The organism is Leifsonia lichenia (assembly GCF_054780215.1).
Window position 1 is genome coordinate 836,605 of record NZ_BAAGWT010000002.1, and the last position, 21,634, is coordinate 858,238.

General features: G+C 67.6%; 20 protein-coding genes. 7 read left to right on the forward strand and 13 right to left on the reverse strand.

Annotation, left to right across the window (positions count from 1 at the left end):
* The first annotated feature begins 5 nt into the window (after positions 1-5).
* The 4 genes from qcrC (at position 6) to ACYVGI_RS08535 (ending at position 4,474) form a co-directional block, all read left to right on the forward strand.
* The gene (gene qcrC, locus ACYVGI_RS08520) at positions 6-827 is read left to right on the forward strand and encodes a cytochrome bc1 complex diheme cytochrome c subunit (RefSeq protein WP_460632176.1); all 822 of its coding nucleotides are present in this window, start codon (positions 6-8) and stop codon (positions 825-827) included.
* Between the two features lie 39 nt (positions 828-866).
* Positions 867-1,940: a cytochrome bc1 complex Rieske iron-sulfur subunit gene (gene qcrA, locus ACYVGI_RS08525; protein ID WP_460632177.1), complete on the forward strand. Its 1,074-nt coding sequence runs from the start codon at positions 867-869 to the stop codon at positions 1,938-1,940.
* A complete protein-coding gene (qcrB, locus tag ACYVGI_RS08530) occupies positions 1,937-3,556 on the forward strand; it encodes a cytochrome bc1 complex cytochrome b subunit (protein WP_460632178.1) in 1,620 nt (539 codons plus the stop codon). The genes qcrA and qcrB overlap by 4 nt, the downstream gene beginning before the upstream one ends.
* A 99-nt stretch (positions 3,557-3,655) precedes the next feature.
* Positions 3,656-4,474, forward strand: a complete 819-nt coding sequence (locus tag ACYVGI_RS08535; RefSeq protein WP_460632179.1) for a methyltransferase domain-containing protein — start codon at positions 3,656-3,658, stop codon at positions 4,472-4,474.
* Positions 4,475-4,487: 13 nt separating this feature from the next.
* Here the strand turns inward: ACYVGI_RS08535 and ACYVGI_RS08540 are convergent, their stop codons facing one another.
* The 6 genes from ACYVGI_RS08540 to ACYVGI_RS08565 all read right to left on the reverse strand — a co-directional run bounded on the left by ACYVGI_RS08540 (position 4,488) and on the right by ACYVGI_RS08565 (position 10,302).
* Positions 4,488-5,075, reverse strand: coding sequence for a dihydrofolate reductase family protein (locus ACYVGI_RS08540; RefSeq protein WP_460632180.1), 588 nt, complete (start codon positions 5,073-5,075; stop codon positions 4,488-4,490).
* 107 nt (positions 5,076-5,182) lie between these two features.
* A complete protein-coding gene (locus ACYVGI_RS08545) occupies positions 5,183-5,605 on the reverse strand; it encodes a cytochrome c oxidase subunit 4 (RefSeq protein ID WP_460632181.1) in 423 nt (140 codons plus the stop codon).
* A gap of 3 nt (positions 5,606-5,608) precedes the next feature.
* Positions 5,609-7,360, reverse strand: coding sequence for an aa3-type cytochrome oxidase subunit I (gene ctaD / locus ACYVGI_RS08550; protein WP_055896086.1), 1,752 nt, complete (start codon positions 7,358-7,360; stop codon positions 5,609-5,611).
* An 11-nt stretch (positions 7,361-7,371) separates the two neighbouring features.
* On the reverse strand, positions 7,372-8,259 hold the full coding sequence (gene ctaC, locus ACYVGI_RS08555; protein WP_460632182.1) for an aa3-type cytochrome oxidase subunit II: 888 nt from the start codon (positions 8,257-8,259) through the stop codon (positions 7,372-7,374).
* A gap of 143 nt (positions 8,260-8,402) precedes the next feature.
* Positions 8,403-8,759, reverse strand: coding sequence for an iron-sulfur cluster insertion protein ErpA (erpA, locus tag ACYVGI_RS08560; protein ID WP_055896079.1), 357 nt, complete (start codon positions 8,757-8,759; stop codon positions 8,403-8,405).
* A 115-nt stretch (positions 8,760-8,874) separates the two neighbouring features.
* Positions 8,875-10,302, reverse strand: a complete 1,428-nt coding sequence (locus ACYVGI_RS08565; RefSeq protein ID WP_460632183.1) for a M20/M25/M40 family metallo-hydrolase — start codon at positions 10,300-10,302, stop codon at positions 8,875-8,877.
* Between the two features lie 42 nt (positions 10,303-10,344).
* Here ACYVGI_RS08565 and ACYVGI_RS08570 point away from each other — a divergent pair, with 42 nt between their 5' ends.
* Positions 10,345-10,941, forward strand: coding sequence for a DUF3043 domain-containing protein (locus tag ACYVGI_RS08570; protein WP_460632184.1), 597 nt, complete (start codon positions 10,345-10,347; stop codon positions 10,939-10,941).
* Positions 10,942-10,943: 2 nt separating this feature from the next.
* Positions 10,944-11,882, forward strand: a complete 939-nt coding sequence (locus tag ACYVGI_RS08575; protein ID WP_460632185.1) for an RNase H family protein — start codon at positions 10,944-10,946, stop codon at positions 11,880-11,882.
* Here the strand turns inward: ACYVGI_RS08575 and ACYVGI_RS08580 are convergent.
* The 3 genes from ACYVGI_RS08580 to hisD form a co-directional block, all read right to left on the reverse strand.
* On the reverse strand, positions 11,847-12,890 hold the full coding sequence (locus ACYVGI_RS08580; protein WP_460632186.1) for a quinone-dependent dihydroorotate dehydrogenase: 1,044 nt from the start codon (positions 12,888-12,890) through the stop codon (positions 11,847-11,849). The genes ACYVGI_RS08575 and ACYVGI_RS08580 overlap by 36 nt on opposite strands.
* 94 nt (positions 12,891-12,984) lie before the next feature.
* The gene (gene nrdR, locus ACYVGI_RS08585; protein WP_460632187.1) at positions 12,985-13,467 is read right to left on the reverse strand and encodes a transcriptional regulator NrdR; all 483 of its coding nucleotides are present in this window, start codon (positions 13,465-13,467) and stop codon (positions 12,985-12,987) included.
* 53 nt (positions 13,468-13,520) lie between these two features.
* Complete coding sequence (gene hisD, locus ACYVGI_RS08590) at positions 13,521-14,825, reverse strand: histidinol dehydrogenase (protein ID WP_460632188.1); 1,305 nt, start codon at positions 14,823-14,825, stop codon at positions 13,521-13,523.
* 62 nt (positions 14,826-14,887) lie between these two features.
* On the opposite strand from hisD, the gene ACYVGI_RS08595 reads away from it, so the two are divergent.
* Positions 14,888-15,481 carry a flavin reductase family protein gene (locus tag ACYVGI_RS08595; protein WP_460632189.1) on the forward strand — a complete coding sequence of 198 codons (594 nt, stop codon included), beginning with the start codon at positions 14,888-14,890 and terminating at the stop codon, positions 15,479-15,481.
* A 76-nt stretch (positions 15,482-15,557) separates the two neighbouring features.
* Here the strand turns inward: ACYVGI_RS08595 and dnaE are convergent, their stop codons facing one another.
* The 4 genes from dnaE to ACYVGI_RS08615 form a co-directional block, all read right to left on the reverse strand.
* A complete protein-coding gene (gene dnaE, locus ACYVGI_RS08600; RefSeq protein WP_460632424.1) occupies positions 15,558-19,028 on the reverse strand; it encodes a DNA polymerase III subunit alpha in 3,471 nt (1,156 codons plus the stop codon).
* A gap of 90 nt (positions 19,029-19,118) precedes the next feature.
* Positions 19,119-20,039, reverse strand: a complete 921-nt coding sequence (locus tag ACYVGI_RS08605) for an RluA family pseudouridine synthase (protein ID WP_460632190.1) — start codon at positions 20,037-20,039, stop codon at positions 19,119-19,121.
* A 2-nt stretch (positions 20,040-20,041) separates the two neighbouring features.
* Positions 20,042-20,632: a signal peptidase II gene (gene lspA / locus ACYVGI_RS08610; RefSeq protein WP_460632425.1), complete on the reverse strand. Its 591-nt coding sequence runs from the start codon at positions 20,630-20,632 to the stop codon at positions 20,042-20,044.
* A 34-nt stretch (positions 20,633-20,666) separates the two neighbouring features.
* Entirely contained in the window at positions 20,667-21,548 is an 882-nt protein-coding gene (locus ACYVGI_RS08615; protein ID WP_460632191.1) for a DivIVA domain-containing protein, read from the reverse strand.
* Positions 21,549-21,634: the final 86 nt, after the last annotated feature.

The window sequence follows — 21,634 nt, forward strand, 5'->3', positions numbered from 1 at the left end:
CCACCATGCGTCCGAAAAACCGCACCAAGACGAAGACCGTCCGCAAGGGCGGCCGCCGTCATCCCCTCGCCACCGTCGCGCTGATCGCGATCGGCCTCGGCCTCACCGGAGGCGCGTACGCGGCGTTCAACACGACCACCGCCTCCGCAGAGACCCAGCAGGTCCAGGCCGCGTCGCAAGACACGGTCGACCAGGGCAAGAAGCTTTTCCAGTCGAACTGCGCCACCTGCCACGGCCTCGACGCCCAGGGCACGGTCAACGCGCCGAGCCTGATCGGCGTCGGAGCAGCATCCGTCGACTTCCAGGTCGGCACCGGCCGTATGCCGATGCAGATGCAGGGCCCGCAGGCCCAGGAGAAGCCGGTCCAGTTCACCGACGAGCAGATCAAGCAGCTCGCCGCGTACGTCGCGTCACTGGCCCCCGGCCCCTCGATCCCGGAGCAGAAGTACCTCGACGGCAAGGGCGACGCCGCCAACGGTGCAGAGCTCTTCCGCATCAACTGCGCGATGTGCCACAACGTGGCCGGCGCCGGCGGTGCGCTGACGGAGGGCAAGTACGCTCCCCCGCTCACCGGCGTGAGCGCGCAGCACATCTACGAGGCCATGGTCACCGGCCCGCAGAACATGCCGGTCTTCAACGACCTGAACATCACGCCGCAGGGCAAGGCCGACATCATCACGTACCTCAAGTACATCCAGAACAACCCGTCCCCCGGCGGCTTCGAGCTCGGTTCGCTCGGCCCGGTCGCGGAGGGTCTCTTCCTCTGGATCTTTGGACTCGGCGCCATCGTCGCGCTGACCGTCTGGATCACGGCGAAGTCGAACTAGCCGGTACTCGGGACATGTCACAGCTTAAGAAGGAGAACAATGGCACACGACGATAACAGCGGTCACGAGCTGACCTCTGCCAGTTCGTCAGCCGTCGACGTGCACAGGACGGGCGACCCGGGAACGGCGCTGATCATCCGCGACGAACTGGAGAACCCCGGCTTCCCGCCGCACCGCCCCCGCGTCACCGACCTCGACCCCAAGAAGGAGCGTCGGGCGGAGCGAACCGTCTACACGCTCTTCTACCTGTCGATCGTCGGCAGCGTCTGGGCCGTCGCGGCGTACATGGCGTTCCCGATCAACGACAGCGACCCGGGCTCCGTCCGCCTGAACAACCTGTTCATCGGCATCGGAATCGCCCTCGCGCTCCTCGCCATCGGTATCGGCGCCGTGCACTGGGGCAAGGCCCTCATGCACGAGAAGGAGGGCGTCGACCTCCGTCACCCCGTCCGCGGGTCGGAGTCGACCACGGAGCGTGCCGCCGAGATCTTCAAGCAGGCAGACGAGGAGTCGGGCTTCAGCCGTCGCGTCCTCGTGCGCAACAGCCTGATCGGCGCGCTCATCGCCTTCCCGCTCCCCGCCGTCGTGCTCTTCCGCGGACTCGCTCCGCAGAACGAAGACCCGGTGGAGCTGCTCTCGCAGACCATGTGGGCCAAGGGCATCCGCCTCACCCGCGACCCGTCCGGAACGCCGATCAAGGCGTCCGACGTCACACTCGGCAGCGCCTTCCACGTCATCCCCGAGGGGCTGAACGAGAAGGAGAACCGTCTCGAGGAGAAGGCCAAGGCGGCCGTGCTCCTCATGCGCCTCAAGCCCGAAGACCTCCACGTCTCCAAGGGCCGTGAGAACTGGAACTACGACGGAATCGTCGCGTACTCCAAGATCTGCACGCACGTCGGCTGCCCCGTCGCACTCTACGAGCAGCAGACCCACCACCTTCTGTGCCCGTGCCACCAGTCGCAGTTCGACATCACGCACGAGGCCGAGGTGATCTTCGGCCCGGCCAAGCGTCCGCTGCCGCAGTTGCCGATCACCGTGGACGCCGATGGCTACTTGGTCGCGCGCAGCGACTTCACCGAGCCTGTCGGCCCGAGCTTCTGGGAGCGTCATTGAGCACCACCACCGCCGCACCTGCCGCGGCACAAGCACCGGCCAAGAAGGGCGGGTTCACGGCATCAGCCGCGAACTACCTCGAAGACCGCACCAGCATCTCGGGCGCCGTCAAGGAGTTCGGCCGGAAGATCTTCCCCGATCACTGGTCCTTCCTCCTCGGTGAGGTCGCCCTCTACTCGTTCATCGTCATCCTGCTGTCCGGAACGTTCCTGACGTTCTTCTTCCAGGCGTCGATGGCCGAGGTCGTCTACCACGGCTCGTATGTCCCGCTCAAGGGCGTCGAGATGTCGGCCGCGATGTCGAGCACGCTCAACATCTCGTTCGAGATCCGCGGCGGACTGCTCATGCGTCAGATCCACCACTGGGCGGCTCTGCTGTTCGTGGCGGCCATCGGCCTGCACATGCTCCGCATCTTCTTCACGGGTGCGTTCCGCAAGCCGCGCGAGCTCAACTGGGTGATCGGCTTCGTGCTGTTCATCCTGGCGATGGCAGAGGGCTTCACCGGCTACTCGCTCCCCGACGACCTGCTCTCGGGCAACGGCCTCCGCATCATCGACGGTCTGATCAAGGGTCTCCCCCTCGTCGGCACCTGGATCTCGTTCCTCCTCTTCGGCGGCGAGTTCCCGGGCACGGCGATCGTCGGACGCCTGTATACGCTGCACATCCTGTTGCTCCCGGCACTCGTACTCGCGTTCATCGCGCTACACCTGATGTTCGTGGTCATCCACAAGCACACCCAGTACGCGGCCCCCGGTCGCACGCAGGGCAACGTGGTCGGCTACCCGGTGCTCCCGGTGTACGCGGCGAAGGCCGGCGGCTTCTTCTTCATCGTGTTCGGTGTCGTCGCCCTCATGGCGTCGTTCTTCACCATCAACCCGATCTGGAACTACGGTCCGTACGACCCGTCCCCGGTGTCGGCAGGTACACAGCCTGACTGGTACATCGGCTTCGCCGACGGGGCCCTGCGTCTGGTTCCACCGGGCTGGGAGTTCGTCTGGCTGGACCGCACCTGGTCGTTCAACATCATCGTGCCCGTCGCGATCCTGGGCCTGTTCATCGTCACCGTGCTGATCTACCCCTTCATCGAAGCGTGGATCACTGGCGACAAGCGTGAGCACCACATCCTGGATCGTCCGCGCAACGCGGCAACCCGCACCGCCATCGGCGCTGCCGGCGTCACGTTCTACGCGGTCTTCTGGGCCGCGGCGAGCTCGGACATCATCGCGACGCACTTCAAGCTCACGATGGAGGGCGTCATCCACGCCCTGCAGGCTCTGCTCATCGTCGGCCCGATCATCGCCTACTTCGTCACCAAGCGCGTCTGCATCGCGCTGCAGAAGAAGGACCGCTCGATCGCGCTGCACGGCTACGAGTCCGGCCGCATCGTCAAGCTCCCCGGTGGCGAGTTCATCGAGGTGCACGAGCAGCTCGACGAGTACGAGCGCTGGCGCCTGGTCAGCTTCGAAAGCTACGAGCCGCTGATGATCCGCCCCAACAGCAAGGGAAAGATCACGGTCGGCAACCGGATGCGCGCCAGCATGTCCCGCTGGTTCTTCGAGGACCGCATCGTGCCGCCCACCAAGGGCGAGCTCGAGTCGGGCCACGGCCACCACTGAGCCGCACCTGCTCCACCGACGTGAAAGCGCCGGCCGCGATCATCGCGCCGGCGCTTTCGCGCATCCACCCGCCGTTCGTTCCGTGTTGAGAGGCAACCCATGAGTCCGTCCGATGCCGTCCAGCTCGCCGGCCTGGCTGAGTGGCTTCGCTGCACCGTCTGTGGGGAGCCCCTGGAGCCCGCTGGACGCCTCAGACTGGCGTGCGTGCGTGCTCATAGCTTCGACGTGAACAAGCGCGGCTACGTGACGCTCCTGGCCGCTGGGACGAAGTTCCAGGGCGACAACGCCGCCATGCTCGACGCACGGGATGCGGTGCTCGAGAACGGCACATACGCTCCCATCGCCGACGCCGTCGCCCGCGCGGCGACCGGCACGCGCATCCTCGACGCCGGCGCGGGCACCGGATACTATCTGCGGGCAGCGCTGGCGGAGTATCCGGATGCGCACGGCCTCGCCATGGACCTCTCCCCCGCTGCTGTCGGCCGAGCCGCCCGAAGCTCCGACCGCATCCAGGGCCTCGTCGCCGACACCTGGCAGCCGCTGCCGGTGCGCTCCGCCACAGCCGACAGCGTGCTCGACGTGTTCGCCCCGCGCAACCTGCCGGAGTTCCACCGCGTGCTCCGACCGGGCGGCACGCTGGTCGTCGTGGTCCCCCGGGGCGACCACCTGGCCGAGCTGCGCGCCAGCGGAGCCATGCTCGACGTTCCCGCTGACAAGGCGGACGACCTCATCGCCACCGCCGAGCCTCTGTTCGCGCTCCAGACGCGCGAACACATCACGAAGGTCCTCGCACTCGATCCCGAACTCCTGGCCGCTCTCGTGGGCATGGGGCCGTCCGCGCACCACACACGAACCACCCCCGTCGACGTCGTCGCGACGGCGACCATCTCGGTGGACGTCCTCCGGTTCACTCGCTAGCGATCCAGGCAGCTCAGCCCGATCGGCGCACCCGGTAGCGGAGGTGCAGCACACCGCTGCCCTGAATCGCGGCGTCCGGGTCCTCCAGCAGGTGCTGTGCGTCAACCTGACCGAAGTAGCGTTTGCCAGAACCGAAGACGACGGGGACCACGTCCATCCGCACCTCGTCGACCAGTCCGGCTGCGAACACCTGACCACCGACATCCCCGGCGGCCACCTCGACGATGCGGTCCCCCGCGAGCTCCTGTGCCCTGGCGACGGCCGCCTCGACGCCATCGACGAAGAGGAACGGTGCCGCGGGGTCCCAGCCCTCCGGCATCGGCCGGTGCGTCACCACGACCACGTGGCCGACACCGCTCGGCGGCTGCCCGTCCCACCCGTCCGTGAGGTCGAAGACGTGGCGACCGACGATCGTCACCCCGATGCGATCCCAGTACGGCCGGGTGTAGTCGAACGACGTCTGCGACACCGTCAGCGCGCCGCTCTCGTCCAGCGGCACATCCCCGCCGACCAGCCAGTCGAACAGGGGCCCCGGCTGGTCGTTCTCATCCGCGATGAAGCCGTCGACCGACACCGAGCTGTACATGACCACCGTGCCCATCGGCACCTCCTTGCGTGTGGCTGTCCATCGTAGCGAGAGGTGTTCCCTCGCGGGGAACGCGGAAGCGCCGCACCCCCGGAGGGATGCGGCGCTTCGAGCGAGTGCGATCAGCGGGCGAAGTAGCCGCGGTAGTACTCGTAGGTCCAGCCGACGATGCAGACGAGCGCGAAGGCGACGCCGATGAAGCAGATCCAGAAGCCGACCGCGAGGCCGAGCATCACGAGACCGGCCCCGAAGGCGAGGGCCACCGGCCACCAGCTCCACGGGCTGAAGTGACCGAGCTCCGGGTCGCCGTCGTCGATGTTCGCATCGAGGCGGTCCTCCGGCAGCTCCCCGCCCTGGGAGGCGTGCGAGCGTCCGACATAGAACGCGATGAAGGCGGCGAGGATCGCGCTCAGCGTGAGCGCGACCGTTCCCACCCACTCGACCTTCAGGTGCATCGGGTCGAGCAGGCTCCACACCGTGTACACGATCGCCGAGAGGAAGAAGAAGATCGCGAGGATCCAGAAGAGGATTGCATTGGCTCTCATGGGTTACTTCACCTCGTTGTTCGCGACGTCGAGCACGGGGGCGTCCGGGGCGTCCTTGGCGCCGCCGACACCGATCGGGATGCCTGCCTCCGGGTGGTTCAGGTCGAACGCGGGAGACTCCGAACGGATACGCGGGATCGACGTGAAGTTGTGGCGCGGCGGCGGGCAGCTCGTCGCCCACTCGAGCGAACGGCCGTAGCCCCACGGGTCGTTGACCGTGACCTTGGGAGCGTTGCGCGCCGTGAGGTACACGTTCACGAAGAACGGGATCATCGAGATGGCGAGGATGCCGGCACCGATCGACGAGAGCTGGTTCATCCAGGTGAAGCCGTCAGACGGAAGGTAGGTCGCGTACCGACGCGGCATACCGACGACACCCAGCCAGTGCTGCACGAGGAAGGTGGTGTGGAAGCCGATGAAGAGCAGCCAGAAGTGCCACTTGCCGAGGCGGTCGTTGAGCATCTTGCCCGTCCACTTCGGCCACCAGAAGTAGAAGCCGGCGAACATGGCGAAGACCACGGTTCCGAAGACCACGTAGTGGAAGTGGGCCACGACGAAGTACGTGTCCGACACGTGGAAGTCGAGCGGCGGCGACGCCAGGATGACACCGGTCAGACCACCGAAGGTGAAGGTGATCAGGAAGCCGATCGACCACAGCATCGGCGACTCGAACGTGAGCGAGCCGCGCCACATCGTGCCGATCCAGTTGAAGATCTTCACACCGGTCGGGACCGCGATGAGCATCGTCATCAGCGAGAACCACGGCAGCAGCACGGAACCGGTCACGTACATGTGGTGAGCCCACACGGTGACGGACAGGGCCGCGATCGCGATCGTCGCGTAGATCAGGGTCTTGTACCCGAAGATCGGCTTGCGGCTGAACACCGGGAAGATCTCCGAGACGATGCCGAAGAACGGCAGCGCGATGATGTAGACCTCCGGGTGCCCGAAGAACCAGAACAGGTGCTGCCAGAGCAGGGCTCCGCCGTTGGCAGCGTCGTAGATGTGGGCGTCGAAGACACGGTCGGCCGCGAGGGCGAACATGGCGGCGGCGAGGACCGGGAAGGCCATCAGCACGAGAATCGAGGTGACGAGCGTGTTCCAGGTGAAGATGGGCATCCGGAACATGGTCATGCCGGGGGCGCGCATCGTGATGATCGTGGTGATGAAGTTCACCGCGCCGAGGATGGTGCCGAAGCCCGAGAGGCCGAGGCCGACCACCCAGAGATTACCGCCGACCCCTGGTGAGAATGTCGTGCTCGATAGTGGGGCGTAGGCGAACCAGCCGAAGGACGCAGCGCCCTGCGGGGTGAGGAATCCGGCGACCGCGATCAGGGAGCCGAAGGAGTAGAACCAGTACGCCAGAGCGTTCAGTCGCGGGAACGCGACGTCAGGCGCGCCGATCTGCAGCGGCATGAGCACGTTGGCGAAACCGGCGAACAGCGGCGTCGCGAACATCAGCAGCATGATCGTGCCGTGCATGGTGAAGAGCTGGTTGTACTGCTCCTTGGTCTGCACGACCTCGAGTCCGGGCTCGAAGAGCTGAGCACGGATGATGAGCGCCATCACTCCACCGATGAGGAAGTAGATGAACGACGAGATCAGGTACATGTACCCGATCGTCTTGTGGTCGGTCGACGTGATGTAGTTCACGAGGATGTTGCCCTTGCGCTCCACCTGGTTCGCGCCGAGGGCCGGATTGGCCTTCGGTGCGGGCGCCGTGGTCGCCGCTGGGGCCGGTGCTGTCGTCGTCATTCGTGGATGCCCTACTCGTTACCCTTGGGAGCGCCCGTTCCGGGCAGGTTCTGATTACGGTCGTACTCGGAGCCCAACTGGCCCTCGTAGCCCTTGTCGCGCAGGCTCTGGATGTGAGCGTCGTACACGTCCTGGGGGACGATCTTCACGTTGAAGAGCATCGCAGAGTGGTACTCGCCGCAGAGCTCGGCGCACTTTCCGACGAACGTGCCGGTGCGGCCCGTCGTCTCGAAGTACATGTAGTTGGTCTTGCCGGGGATGATGTCCTTCTTGTAGAGCATCGCCGGCACCCAGAACGAGTGGATCACGTCGCGCGAGTCGAGCTGGATCGTGATCTTCTTGCCCTCGGGCAGGTACAGCGTCGGGATCTCTCCCTCCTGCACGGAACCGGGGGTGGCGCTCGAGTCGTCCGGCTGCACCTGGATGCCCGGGTCGTAGACGTTGTCGCTCACGTAGTTGAAGTCCCACGCCCACTGCTTGGCGTAGACCTGGATCTTGAGGTCCGGCTTCGCGTACGGCTGCTCGATGGCGTTCTGGTCGCGCGCCGTGAAGGCGAAGAACCCGAGCACGAGGATGAGCGGAACGATCGTGTAGAAGATCTCGATCGGCATGTTGTACCGCATCTGGACCGGCAGGCCGGTCTGTCCCTTGCGGCGGCGGTACACGATGACCGCCCAGACGATGAGACCCCAGACGATCACACCCACGATGAGGAGGACGATCCAGCTCGTCACCCACAGGCCGCTGATGCGCTCCGTGTGGTTGGTGACGGGCTCTTCACCCTCGACGAATCCGGGGAGGAATCCGTTCAGCTGTGCCTGCGTGCATCCCGCGAGAACGACGGCGAGCGTCGCTGCGATCGGGATGGCAGCCCATCGGAGACGGCGATTGTGACGCACCGGTGACCTTTCGAGTGACTCATGGACAGTTCACACGTAACTGTATTTGGCTGTATCCACCCTACTCCGCCGCACGCGCCGATTTGAACAGAAAGGGCCGCCCCGATGGGGCGGCCCTCAACCTTTTCGTGTGCTATAGGAACTCAGTGGAACGAGTCTCCGCAGGCGCACGAGCCGGATGCGTTGGGGTTGTCGATGGTGAAACCCTGCTTCTGGATGGTGTCCTCGAAGTCGATGGACGCGCCATCGAGGTACGGGACGCTCATCTTGTCGACGATGACCTCGACGCCGTCGAAGTCGACGGTGGCGTCACCGTCGAGCATCCGCTCGTCGAAGTAGAGCTGGTAGATCAGGCCGGAGCATCCACCGGGCTGGACGGCGACGCGCAGACGCAGGTCGTCGCGGCCCTCCTGCTCGAGCAGGCTCCTGACCTTGCTCGCCGCGGCGTCGGACAGCCCGACGCCGTGCGCCTTCGTCTCGGTCAGCATTGTGTCGGTCATGGGACTCCTCTTACGGGTCTTGTTCGGACTTCTGGAAAATCTGGGACGATTCTACGTCGGAAAACCGGGAAATCACCCCGGGCATTCCGCGACCGCCCAGGTTGGCCGTCTGCGCTCAGCCCTCTGTGCGCGCGTCGAGGCGAGCGAGCAGCAGGGCCTCGGCGAGGATGGCCCGCTTGAACACGCCGAGGTGCAGCGACTCGTTCGGGCTGTGGGCGCGCGAGTCTGGGTCCTCGACGCCGGTGACCAGGATCTGCGCCTCCGGGAACTCGCGGACCAGGTCGGCGATGAACGGGATGGAGCCGCCGACGCCGGTCTCGACCGCTTCTTTGCCCCACGCATCCGTCATCGCCCGTTTGGCCTCCGTCGCCGCCCAGCCGTTCGTGTCGACCAGGAACGCCTCGCCCGTGTCGACGTCGTCGATGGCGATGTGCGCTCCGAACGGCGCGTTGGCGCGCAGGTGGCGCTCCAGTGCCGCGTACGCGTCGGCGGCGGGCTGGCCCGGCGCGACGCGCGCGCTGATCCGCACGGAGACGCTCGGCAGCAGCGTATTGGATGCGTTGGCGACACTCGGCGCGTCGATGCCGGTGACCGTCACGGTCGGCTGCGACCACATCCTGGACAGGATGGGCCCCGTGCCGATGGGCGTCACGCCGTCGAGCAGCGCGGCCTCCTCGCGGAAGTGCTCCTCGGTGACGACGGGCGGCTCCGCGGCGTCCGTGCGGCCGGTGAAGCCATCGACGGCGACGGAGCCGTTCTCGTCGTGCAGGGTGGCGAGCAGCGTGACCATGGCGAGCATCGCATCCGGAGCTGCGCCGCCGAACATTCCGGAGTGCGAGGCGTGCTCCAGTGTCGACACGGTGAGGCGGAAGGTCACGTTGCCGCGCAGCGAGACGGTGAGGGCCGGCGTGTCGATGTCGACGTTGTCCGAGTCGGCGACCACGATCACATCCGCTTCGAGCGCGTCCTTGTTCTGCTGCAGGAAGTTGGCGAAGGAGCGGGAGCCGAACTCCTCCTCCCCCTCGATGAACACGGCGAGGCCGAGGTCGAAGCCGTCGCCGAGCGCATCCACGATGGCGCGCACGCTGGCCACGTGCGCCATGACGCCCGCTTTGTCGTCCGCGGCTCCTCGGCCGTACATCCGGTCTCCGCGCACGGTCGGCTCGAACGGCGGGGTGTTCCAGTCCTCGTCCTTGCCCTGCGGCTGCACGTCGTGGTGGGCGTAGAGCAGCACGGTGGGGCGACCGTTCTTCGCAGCGCGGGTGGCGAGCACCGCCGGCTGGCCCTCTTCTGCCCCGTCTCCGATCGGCGCGCGCCTGATCTCGACGCTCTCGAAGGCGCCGGTCTCCTCCAGCAGCTTCGCAACGGCGGCGGCGCTCGCGGCGACGTTGGCCGGGTCGAACGCCGACCAGGACACCGACGGGATGCGCACGAGCGACGCGAGATCGGCGACGGTCGACGGCATCGCCGCCTCGACGCTGGCGCGCACCGCCTCCTCTGCTGCTGTGGGTTCGGTGGGCGGGGTCTGCTGTCCGTTCGTCATGACGGTAATCTTAAGCGGACCCCACGAACCGAAGGCTTGACGTTGGCAAAACGAGAGAACCCGCAGGCGACCAAGGCGGAGACGCCGGTCACCGAGACCGCAGAAGAGACGGCTGAGCGTCTGAGGCAGGGCAAGGGCGCCCCGACCCCGACCCGCCGTGAGCAGGAGGCCGCCCGCAAGCGCCCCCTGGTGCCGGAGGACCGCAAGGAGGCGGCACGTCAGGCCCGCGCCAAGACGGCGGAGGCCCGCGAGAAGGCGCGCGTCGGCATGGCAGCGGGCGACGACCGCTACCTCACGGCTCGCGACCGCGGTCCGCAGCGCCGCTATGTCCGCGACTACGTGGATGCGCGCTTCAGCATCGGCGAGTACCTCATCCCGGTCATGCTGCTGGTGATCGTGCTCTCCTTCCTGCCCGGCTACTTCCAGGTGTACGGCCTGCTCGCCCTGTGGGCGTTCTTCGCCATCGCGGTCATCGACTGCTTCGTCCTCGGCCTCCTGGTGCGCAAGCGCCTGCGCGAGAAGTTCGGCGAGAGCAAGGTCGAGCGCGGCGTCCGCTGGTACGCGGCCATGCGTGCTCTGCAGTTGCGTGTCATGCGCCTGCCGAAGCCGCAGGTCAAGCGCGGCCAGTTCCCTAGCTGATCGTGACGATCGTCGCAGCGGCGGACGGCTCCGCACTGGGCAATCCCGGTCCAGCAGGGTGGGCGTGGTACGTCGACGACAACACCTGGGCCGCCGGCGGATGGCCGCACGGCACCAACAACCAGGGCGAGCTGATGGCTGTGATCGACCTGCTCGACTCCACGGCTCACCTCGACGAGGAGTTGCGCATCCTCTGCGACAGCCAGTACGTCATCAACGCCGTCACCAAGTGGATGCCCGGGTGGAAGCGCAAGGGGTGGCGGAAGGCCGACGGCTCCCCCGTGCTCAACCGCGAGCTGCTGGAGCGGCTGGACCGCGCCGTGCAGGGCCGCAGGTACACCTTCGAGTGGGTCAAAGGACACGCGGGTCACGAACTCAACGAGGCCGCGGACGTGCGCGCACGCGCGGTGGCGACGGCCTATCAGAAGGGCGACGCCATCCCGATCGGACCGGGCTGGCCCGGTCGTGCCCGCACCGACGAGGCGACGGGCGAGGTGATCGAGGCGACCGGCCCTGCCGGCGTAGACGCCGCGCAGGAGAGCGTCGAGCTCGACCTGTTCGGCGACCTCGACGCAGACCACCTGGGCGCTGCAGAGACCGACGCAGAGACAGTGGTGCGCCTGGAGCGCGAACTGCTCGACCCCGCGGTGCGCGCGGACGCCTCCCGGGTCGCGGCGCTGCTGCACGCCGACTTCGAGGAGATCGGCCGCTCAGGGCGACTCTGGGGACGCGACGCCATCGTGCAGGAGATCGGCGCGGACGACGGCGCCGCCGCTGCCAGCCTCGAGGTGCTCGGCACCGAAGCGCTCTCGCCCGAGATCATGCTGCTCACCGCCCGCACCGTGGATGCGCGTGGCAGCTCCCTCCGTAGCTCGCTCTGGCAGCGGGTCAACGGCCGCTGGCGGCTACGCTTCCACCAGGGGACGCCGGAGGCGGAGTAGTCCGCGGTTGATCTGCCTGGCCCACAGCGGGCCGAGGTAGAGGAACGCGGTGTATCCCTGCACCAGGGTGGCGCCCGCATCCAACCGGGCCTGCACATCGGCGGCCGTCTCGACGCCGCCGACCGAGATGACGCAGAGCTCGGCGGGCACGTTCGCGCGGATCAGCCTGAGGACCTCGAGCGACCGGTCGGCGAGCGGGGCGCCAGACAGACCGCCCGCTCCCGCGGCCTCGACCGCGGCGGCGTCGGTGCGCAGGCCGTCGCGGCTGATGGTGGTGTTCGTGGCGATGATGCCCGCGAGGCCGAGGTCGACCACGAGTGCGGCGATCTTCGCGACCTGCTCGTCGGTGAGGTCGGGTGCGATCTTGACCAGCAGCGGCTTCTCCCCCGCCACCACTTTCACCGCGGTGAGCAGCGGGGCGAGGAGGTCGAGCTCCTGCAGACCGCGCAGGCCAGGGGTGTTCGGCGAGCTGACGTTGACGACGAGGTAGTCGGCGACCGGCGCGAGGGAGCGGGCGCTGGTGAGGTAGTCGACCGTCGCGTTCTCGACGGCGACGACCCTGCTCTTGCCGATGTTGACACCGAGCACCGGACGGTTCCGCTTGCGCACGACGCCGAGCAGCCGATTGGCCGCGGCTGCCGCGCCCTGGTTGTTGAAGCCCATCCGGTTGATGACGGCGCGGTCGGGGATGAGGCGGAACAGTCGGGGCTTGTCGTTGCCCGGCTGCGCAATGGCCGTGATGGTTCCCACCTCGACGTGCCCGAAACCGAGGGAGCCGAGACCGAGCACGGCCTCGCCGTTCTTGTCGAACCCGGCCGCGACGCCGAACGGAGAGTCGAACCGGAGGCCGAGGGCTTCGACGGCGAGCGACGCATCCGGTGCGGTGAACCGGCGCACGAGACGACCGAGACCCAGCACGGGAAGGGCGCGGATCACCAGGAACGCCAGGTGGTGCGCGCGCTCTGGATCGAGCTTCGACAGGACGAGGGAGAAGAGTGTGCGATACATGCCTGTACGAGGATACCGGGCGCGCGGGCGGCGGGGTGTCAGTCCTCGATCGGGCCGGACCTCAGGCGATGGTCAGGCGATCGTCTGGCCGGGGTCAGACCGTGCCGGCCTGCGCATCCACCGGGGCGCCGTGGTGCTCGATGCGGAGCTGCTGGATGGCGTCCTCGAAGTCGTCGAGGGAGTCGAAACCCTGGTAGACGCTCGCGAACCGCAGGTAGGCGACCTCGTCCAGGTCGCGCAGCGGCGGCAGGATGGCGAGACCGATGTCATTGGCCTCGATCTGCGATGCGCCAGTGGAGCGGATGGTCTCCTCCACCTTCTGCGCCAGCACGGCGAGGTCGGAGTCGGTCACCGGACGGCCCTGGCAGGCCTTGCGGACACCGAGCACGATCTTCTCGCGGCTGAACGGCTCGGCCACGCCGCTGCGCTTGATGACGCTGAGGCTCGCGGTCTCCGTGGTGGAGAAGCGACGACCGCACTCCGGGCACTGTCGGCGGCGACGGATCGACAGCCCGTCGTCGCTCGTGCGGGAGTCGATGACACGGGAATCCGGGTGGCGGCAGAAAGGGCAGAACATGGTGAGACGATTCTACCGTTCGGCAGACCCCATCCGGGGGATGCGGGAGGACCTCAGCGAAAACGGGCGGTGACGGCCTCGCCGTGCGCCGGAAGGTCTTCCGCGCTGGAGAGCGCGACGATGCGGTCGGCCACCTGCTGCAGCGCCGGCCGGTCGTAGCGGATCACCTGCTGCGGGCGCAGGAAGGAGTACGCGCCGAGACCGGACGAGAACCGGGCCTGACCGCCGGTGGGCAGCACATGGTTGGAACCGGCGAGGTAGTCACCGAGACTCACCGGCGAGTGGGCACCGAGGAAGATGGCGCCCGCGCTCTCGATGGCGGAGAGGACCGCATCAGGATTCGCGGTCTGGATCTCCAGGTGCTCGGGGCCGTACGCGTTGCTGAACGCGGCGGCCGCGGCCAGGTCGTCGACGAGCACGATGGCCGACTGCTGACCGGACAGCGCGGTGCGAACGCGCTCTGTGTGCTTGGTAGCAGACGCGATGGCCTCCAGCTCGGCCACGACTCGCGCGGCGAACGCCGGGCTGTCAGTGACGAGCAGGGAGGCGGCCGCCTCGTCGTGCTCCGCCTGGCTGACCAGGTCGGCGGCGACGAACCGTGCATCCGCCGTGTCGTCCGCGATCACCAGGATCTCGGTGGTGCCCGCTTCCGCATCGATGCCGGTCTGCCCGCGCACGACGCGCTTGGCCGCGGCGACGTAGATGTTGCCAGGACCGGTGATGACCTGCACGGGGTCGAGCCCGATCTCCTCGACGCCCCAGGCGAGAGCGCCGATCGCGCCGGCGCCACCCATCGCGTAGACCTCGTCGATGCCGAGCAGCCCGGCTGCACCGAGGATCGCGGGGTGCACTGCTCCCCCGAACTCGCGCTGCGGCGGGCTGACGAGGGCAATGGATGCGACGCCCGCCACCTGCGCCGGCACCGCGTTCATGATGACGCTCGACGGGTAGACGGCCTTGCCACCGGGAACGTAGAGCCCCGCGCGCTCGACGGGCTGCCAGCGCTGCACCACGGTCGCGCCGGGGCCGATGCGTGTCTCGGCGGGCGCGGGCACCTGGGCGGCGGTCGCCTCGCGCACGCGGGCGATGGCCTCCTCGAGCGCCGCGCGGACATCCGCGGGCAGGTTCTCGACGGCGCGGTCGATGTCCTCCTGCGGCACCCGCACGGCGGCGGGGGCGCCGCCGTCGAACCTCTCCGCCTGCGCGGCGAGTGCTGCGGCGCCATGCGCCTTCACGTCCTCGATCAGCTCGGACGCCACCGTCAGCGCGACGGAAACATCCACGACGGGACGGGGGACGAGGCGCTGGAAGGCGGCGCGGGTAGGCTGGATTCCGCGGAGATCAATGGTCTGCATCATGACCAGACAAGACTATCCGCAACCCGGAATACCCAGGAGCCCGACCGCGCTGATGCATACGTATGAATAGTTCGCCCGAACCCCAGAACTCCCAGAGCGCGCAGAACCCGCAGAGCGCGCAGAACGCGCAGAGCGCGCCGCCCCGGCCCGCCGACCGCGTCGAGCCGGATGTGACGCCAGACCTGGCGGCCTTCCGCCAGTCGTTCCGCCGCCACGCAGCCGGGGTCGCCATCATCACGGCGCTCTCCCCCGACGGAACGCCGGTCGGCTTCACGGCGACCTCGCTCGCCTCCCTGGCCGCCGTGCCCCCGCTCGCGACGTTCAACATCGCCCGGTCCGCGTCGAGCTGGCCGGCCATCTCCGAGACCGACAGGGTGGTCATCCACATGCTCGGGGTGCGCAACCGCGCCGTCGCCGAGAAGCTGGCCGGGGACAATGCGCTGCGCTTCGACGGCGACCACTGGTATCCGGGTCCGCACGGCCTCCCCGTCATCAAGGACGTGACGAGCTGGATGGTCGGCCGCATCGTGGAGCGGGTCTCCGTGCACAACAACGCGGTCGTCGTCGTCCAGATCGAGGACGGCGAAGTCGGCGCCGACGACGCCGCCCTCCTCTACCACGAGCGCCGCTACCTCACCCCCGGCGAGTCCGCCTGACCGACGCTATCGAGCCCAGGCTTTTTCACCTTAAGCGGCGCATATGAGGTGAAAAAGCCTGGGCTCGATTGCGTGGCTAGACGAGGCAGTTGGGGCCGAGGAGGCCCTTGAGCTCGCCGTAGAGGTCGGCGCTGATCGCGACCGGCTTCGGCACCTCGAAGACGCGGGCGACCTGGCCCTTCACGAGCCGCAGGCGCACCTCGTTGTCTCCCGGGTGACGCGCGAGCACCTCCGCGAGGGTGGTGACCGTGTCCGTGGTCGCGCGCTGGTCCGGCATGGTGATCATCAGCGGTCCGGTGCCGACGCTCTGGCCGAGGTCGGGCGTCATCAGGCTGAACGCGTGCAGGTTCATCCCGTCGTCGCGCAGGCTGACCCGGCCGCGCACGACCACGATCGCGTCGCCCTGCAGCATCGGCGAGAACTCCTGGTACGCCTTGCCCATGAACATCACGGTCAGTTCGCCGCCGAAGTCCTCGACCTGGATCATGCCGTACTGGTTGCCCGACGCCTTCGCCACGCGGTGCTGCACGCTGGTGACCAGACCGGCGATCGTGACCGTCTCGCCGTCCTGGATGTTGTCGGAACCGACCAGGTCGGCGATGGACGTGCTCGCGAGCTTGGCGAGCTGCAGCTCCAGCCCGGCCAGTGGATGGTCGGAAACGTACAAGCCGAGCATGTCGCGCTCGAACGCCAGCTTGTCCCGCTTGCCCCACTCCGGCCGATCCGGGATGTGGTGCTGCGACGCCGTCTGCTCGTCCTCGCCCCAGAGGCTGTCGAAGTCGAAGCCGACGTCGCCGTTGGCCTCATTGCGTTTGATCTTGACCGCCGACTCGACGGCGTCCTCGTGCACCTCGACCAGGGCGCGCCTGGTGTGCCCGAGCGAGTCGAACGCCCCCGCCTTGATGAGCGACTCCACGGTGCGCTTGTTCGCGGCGTGAATCGGCACCTTCGTGAGGAAGTCGTGGAACGAGTCGAACCGGCCTTTCGCCTCGCGCGCCTCGCGCACGCCCTCGACCACGTTCGCTCCGACGTTGCGCACAGCGCCCATCCCGAAGCGGATGTCGGTGCCGACGGCGGCGAAGTAGAGGTTGGACTCGTTGACGTCCGGCGGGAGCACCTTGATGCCCATGCGGCGGCACTCGTTGAGGTAGAGCGCCATCTTGTCTTTGGAGTCGCCGACACTCGTCAGCAGCGCAGCCATGTACTCGGCCGGGTAGTGCGCCTTGAGGTAGGCGGTCCAGTACGAGATGACACCGTATGCGGCGGAGTGCGCTTTGTTGAACGCGTAGTCGGAGAACGGGAGCAGGATCTCCCAGAGCTTGTTGACCGCCTCCATCGAGAACCCGTTGGCCTGCATACCGCCGGCGAAGCCCTCGAACTGCTTGTCCAGCTCCGACTTCTTCTTCTTGCCCATCGCGCGGCGCAGGATGTCCGCTTGGCCGAGCGAGAAGCCGGCGACCTTCTGCGCGATCGCCATCACCTGCTCCTGGTAGATGATGAGGCCGTAGCTGGTGGACAGGATCTCCGCCAGCGGCTCGGCCAGCTCCGGGTGGATCGGGGTGATCTCCTGGAGGCCGTTCTTGCGCAGCGCGTAGTTGGTGTGCGAGTTGGCGCCCATGGGGCCAGGCCGGTAGAGGGCGATGAGCGCCGAGATGTCCTCGAAGTTGTCCGGCTTCATCAGGCGCAGCAGGGAGCGCATCGGTCCGCCGTCGAGCTGGAACACGCCGAGCGTGTCGCCGCGCGAGAGCAGGTCGTACGCACCGCGGTCGTCGAGTTCGAGGTCTTCGAGGACGAGCTTTTCGCCGCGGTTGGCCTCGATGTTGTCGAGCGCGTCGTTGATGATCGTGAGGTTGCGCAACCCCAGGAAGTCCATCTTGATCAGCCCGAGCGACTCGCACGCCGGGTAGTCGAACTGCGTGACGATCTGGCCGTCCTGCTCGCGCTTCATGATCGGGATGATGTCGATCAGCGGATCCGACGACATGATCACGCCGGCGGCGTGCACGCCCCACTGGCGCTTCAGGTTCTCCAGGCCCAGCGCGGTGTCGAACACCGTCTTGGCCTCCGGGTCGCTCTCGACGACCGCCCGGATGTCCACCGCCTCTTTGTAGCGCGGGTGGTTCTTGTCGAAGATCCCGGTGAGCGGGATGTCTTTGCCCATCACGGGCGGCGGCATCGCCTTGGTGAGCTTGTCGCCCATCCCGAACGGGAAGCCGAGGACGCGCGAGGAGTCCTTGAGCGCCTGCTTCGCCTTGATGGTGCCGTATGTGACGATCTGGGCGACGCGCTCCTCGCCGTACTTCTCCGTCACGTACTTGATGACCTCGCCGCGGCGGCGGTCGTCGAAGTCGACGTCGAAGTCGGGCATGGAGACGCGGTCCGGGTTGAGGAAGCGCTCGAAGATGAGGCCGTGGCGAAGCGGGTCGAGGTCGGTGATGCGCATGGCGTACGCGGCCATCGAGCCTGCGCCGGAGCCACGCCCGGGACCGACGCGGATGCCGTTGCGCTTCGACCAGTTGATGAAGTCGGCGACCACCAGGAAGTAGCCGGGGAAGCCCATCTGCGAGATGACGCCGATCTCGTAGTCCGCCTGCTTGCGCACGTCCTCCGTGATGCCGTCCGGGTAGCGCTCGTGCAGACCTTTCTCTACCTCCTTGACGAACCAGCTCTGCTCCGTCTCCTCCTCCGGTACGGGGAAGCGCGGCATGTAGTTGGCCGAGGTGTCGAACTTCACGTCGCACCGCTCCGCGATGGCGAGCGTGTTGTCGCAGGCCTCCGGGTGGTCGCGGAAGAGCTGGCGCATCTCCTCGGCCGTCTTGAGGTAGAACTCGTCGGCGTCGAACTTGAACCGGTTGGGGTCGTCGAGGGTCGAGCCGGACTGCACACAGAGCAGCGCCGCGTGGCTCTTGGCGTCCGCGGCGTGCGTGTAGTGCAGGTCGTTCGTGGCGACGAGCGGGATGTCCAGCTCCTTCGCCAGCCGGATGAGGTCGGCCATGATGCGGCGCTCGATACCGAGCCCGTGGTCCATGATCTCGGCGAAGAAGTTCTCCTTGCCGAAGATGTCCCGGAACTCCGCCGCGGCCTTCTTGGCCTCGTCGTACTGGCCGAGACGGAGCCTCGTCTGCACCTCGCCGGACGGGCAGCCCGTGGTGGCGATGATGCCCTTCGAGTACCGGTTGAGCAGTTCCCTGTCCATGCGCGGCTTGAAGTAGTAGCCCTCGGTGGAGGCGAGCGACGACATCCGGAAGAGGTTGTGCATCCCCTCGGTGGTCGCGGCGAACATCGTCATGTGCGTGTACGCGCCGGAGCCGGAGACGTCGTCTCCCCCGCCGTCGCCCCAGCGGATCCTGGTGCGGTCGGTGCGGTGCGTGCCCGGCGTGAGGTACGCCTCTGTACCGATGATCGGCTTGATTCCCGCGTCCGTCGCCGTTCGCCAGAAGTCGAACGCGCCGAACATGTTGCCGTGGTCGGTGACCGCCACGGCGGGCATCCCCTGCTCGACCGCGGCGTCGACCAGGGGTTTGATACGCGCCGCACCGTCGAGCATCGAGTACTCGCTGTGGACGTGGAGGTGTACGAAGGAGTCTGTCGGCACTATTGCTCCGGGTCGAGGTGAGGGCTTAAGACTACGTCGTGCCTACGACGTGCGAAGCACGTCGAGTGCGTGTTGCAGATCCTCCGGGTACGTCGTGGTGAAGGTGACCCACTCGCCGGAACCGGGATGCTCGAACGCGAGCTGCACGGCGTGCAGCCACTGCCTGGTGAGGCCGAGCCTGGCCGACAGCGTGGGGTCCGCTCCATACATCGCGTCTCCGACGCATGGGTGCCGCTGGGCGGCCATGTGCACGCGGATCTGGTGGGTGCGGCCGGTCTCCAGGTGCACCTCGAGGAGGCTGGCGGCAGGGAACGCCTCGATGGTCTCGTAGTGCGTCACGGACGGCTTTCCGCCGGCCACGACCGCGAACTTCCAGTCGGATTTCGGGTGGCGGCCGATCGGAGCATCCACTGTTCCGACGAGCGGATCGGGGTGGCCCTGGACGACGGCGTGGTAGATCTTCTCCACCGTGCGGTCGTGGAACGCCCGTTTGAGGTGGGTGTACGCACGCTCCGACTTGGCGACCACCATCAGGCCGCTGGTGCCCGCATCCAGCCGGTGGACGATCCCCGCACGCTCGGCGGCGCCGGAGGTGGAGATGCGGAAACCCGCTGCCGCGAGGGCACCGAGCACGGTCGGACCCTCCCAGCCGGCGGCGGGATGTGCGGCGACGCCGACCGGCTTGTCGATCACGACGATGTCGTCGTCGTCGTGCACGATGGTCAGCTCCGGCACGGCGATCGGCACGATCTGCACCTCGGTCTTCGGCTGCCAGCTCACCTCGAGCCAGCTTCCGGCCGAGAGCCTGTCCGACTTGCCCACATCGCGACCATCGACGGTCACGCCGCCCGCCTCGGCGATCTCGGCGGCGAAGCTGCGCGAGAAGCCGAGGAGCTTGGCGAGGCCCGCATCCACCCTGCTGCCTTCGAGGCCGTCAGGGATGGGGAAACTCCGGGATTCCATGACTAGGCGGTGGGCTTGTCGTGCTGCTCGCCGCGCACGTCGGCGTCGGAAGACCCGTGCGGCAGGTTGTGCGGGTCGGGCTCCGCCTCGGCGGCGACCGCTTCGGCCTCCGCCTCCTCCTCGTCGTCCGTGCGCTTGCCGTCGAGGCCGATGCCGCGGATGGTGAGGATGAGGAACAGCACCATGCTCGACACGATGGCCACGTCGGCCAGGTTGAAGATGGCGGGAAGGAGCGGGATCTGCAGGAAGTCGACCACGTGGCCGACCCCGAAGCCCGGCTCCCGGAACAGCCGGTCGGTCAGGTTGCCGAGCAGGCCCCCGAGCAACAGCCCGAACAGGATGGCCCAGGCAGCCGACCGGATCCGCGGGGCGTACCAGATCACGAAGCCGAGGACGCCGACCCCCACGATCGAGAAGATCCAGGTGGACCCGCTCCCGATCGAGAACGCGGCGCCCGCGTTCTTGACGAAGTTGAACTGCAGGAGCTGGCCGAGAACCTCGACCCGCTGTCCCTCGTACAGGTTCTGCACCACCAGGACCTTGGCGATCTGGTCGATGAGGTACACGACGAGCGCGACCGCACCGAGGATCACCAAGGCCCGGGTGCTGACCTTGGCGCGGGAGGTACTAGCCTCCAAAGCCGGGGAAGACCGGGGGCTGCTGGCCCTGGTCCTGGCCGTTGGCGGCGTTGTCGCCGGCGCTGGCGGACACCGGGGTGGGGACCGCCCCGGAGTTGACGTTGCCCGTTGCGTCCTGCGTGGAGCGCTGCGCGGCGTAGCCGCCCGTGCCGGAGCCGGAGACCGACGAGCTCTCGAGGTCGCGGAGCTGGCCCTCGATGTAGCCCTTCAGCTTCTCGCGGTACTCGCGCTCGAACGAGCGGAGGCCGTCGATGCGGCTCTCCAGCGACGTGCGCTCCTGGTCGAGTGCGCTGATCTGAGCGCGCTGCTTGGACTCCGCCTCTGCGACGATGCGTGCGGCGGTGGCGTGTCCTTCTGCGATGAGCGCGTCGCGCTTCTCGATGCCCTCGCGCACGTGCTCCTCGTGCAGGCGGCGGGCCAGCTGCAGGAGGTTGTTGGTGCTGTTGGGGTCGGATGCGCTTGCGTCCGGAGCCGTGTACGCGGCGGTCGCCGCGCCCGCCGCCGCTGCTGCGACCGGAGCCGCTGCCTGCGCGGGGGCCGCCTGTGCTGCCTGCGCTGCCTGCTGGGCTGCGGCGAGGCGCTGCTTGAGCTCCTCGTTCTCCTGCTGCAGGCGGGTGACCTCGCCGTTGTCGGCTGCGGGAGCTGCGGCGACGGGGGCTGCGCCGCCCTGGCCTCCGCTGCGCTGCAGTTCGGCGATGCGGGAATCGCTCGCCACGAGGCGCTGCTTGAGCTCCTCGTTCTCCTGGTTCAGACGACGCAGTTCGACGACGACCTCATCGAGGAAGTCATCGACCTCGTCCTGGTCATAGCCCTCACGGAACTTCGTCGGTTGGAACCGCTTGTTGACTACATCTTCCGGAGTCAGCGCCATGGCAAGCCACCTTAGATCTTGGGGTACGAACAAAAAAATGCGTTCAGCCAACGCTAGCAAAGTGCGCTGGGGGTGCGCACTCCGCC

Bases quoted from the DNA above. Each gene is read 5' to 3' on its own strand.
- qcrC (WP_460632176.1), top strand. From the start codon at position 6: ATGCGTCCGAAAAACCGCACCAAGACGAAGACCGTCCGCAAGGGCGGC.
- qcrA (WP_460632177.1), top strand. From the start codon at position 867: ATGGCACACGACGATAACAGCGGTCACGAGCTGACCTCTGCCAGTTCG.
- ACYVGI_RS08535 (WP_460632179.1), top strand. From the start codon at position 3,656: ATGAGTCCGTCCGATGCCGTCCAGCTCGCCGGCCTGGCTGAGTGGCTT.
- ACYVGI_RS08540 (WP_460632180.1), bottom strand. From the start codon at position 5,075: ATGGGCACGGTGGTCATGTACAGCTCGGTGTCGGTCGACGGCTTCATC.
- ACYVGI_RS08545 (WP_460632181.1), bottom strand. From the start codon at position 5,605: ATGAGAGCCAATGCAATCCTCTTCTGGATCCTCGCGATCTTCTTCTTC.
- ctaD (WP_055896086.1), bottom strand. From the start codon at position 7,360: ATGACGACGACAGCACCGGCCCCAGCGGCGACCACGGCGCCCGCACCG.
- erpA (WP_055896079.1), bottom strand. From the start codon at position 8,759: ATGACCGACACAATGCTGACCGAGACGAAGGCGCACGGCGTCGGGCTG.
- ACYVGI_RS08565 (WP_460632183.1), bottom strand. From the start codon at position 10,302: ATGACGAACGGACAGCAGACCCCGCCCACCGAACCCACAGCAGCAGAG.
- ACYVGI_RS08580 (WP_460632186.1), bottom strand. From the start codon at position 12,890: ATGTATCGCACACTCTTCTCCCTCGTCCTGTCGAAGCTCGATCCAGAG.
- nrdR (WP_460632187.1), bottom strand. From the start codon at position 13,467: ATGTTCTGCCCTTTCTGCCGCCACCCGGATTCCCGTGTCATCGACTCC.
- hisD (WP_460632188.1), bottom strand. From the start codon at position 14,825: ATGATGCAGACCATTGATCTCCGCGGAATCCAGCCTACCCGCGCCGCC.
- ACYVGI_RS08595 (WP_460632189.1), top strand. From the start codon at position 14,888: ATGAATAGTTCGCCCGAACCCCAGAACTCCCAGAGCGCGCAGAACCCG.
- dnaE (WP_460632424.1), bottom strand. From the start codon at position 19,028: ATGCTCGACGGTGCGGCGCGTATCAAACCCCTGGTCGACGCCGCGGTC.
- ACYVGI_RS08605 (WP_460632190.1), bottom strand. From the start codon at position 20,039: ATGGAATCCCGGAGTTTCCCCATCCCTGACGGCCTCGAAGGCAGCAGG.
- ACYVGI_RS08615 (WP_460632191.1), bottom strand. From the start codon at position 21,548: ATGGCGCTGACTCCGGAAGATGTAGTCAACAAGCGGTTCCAACCGACG.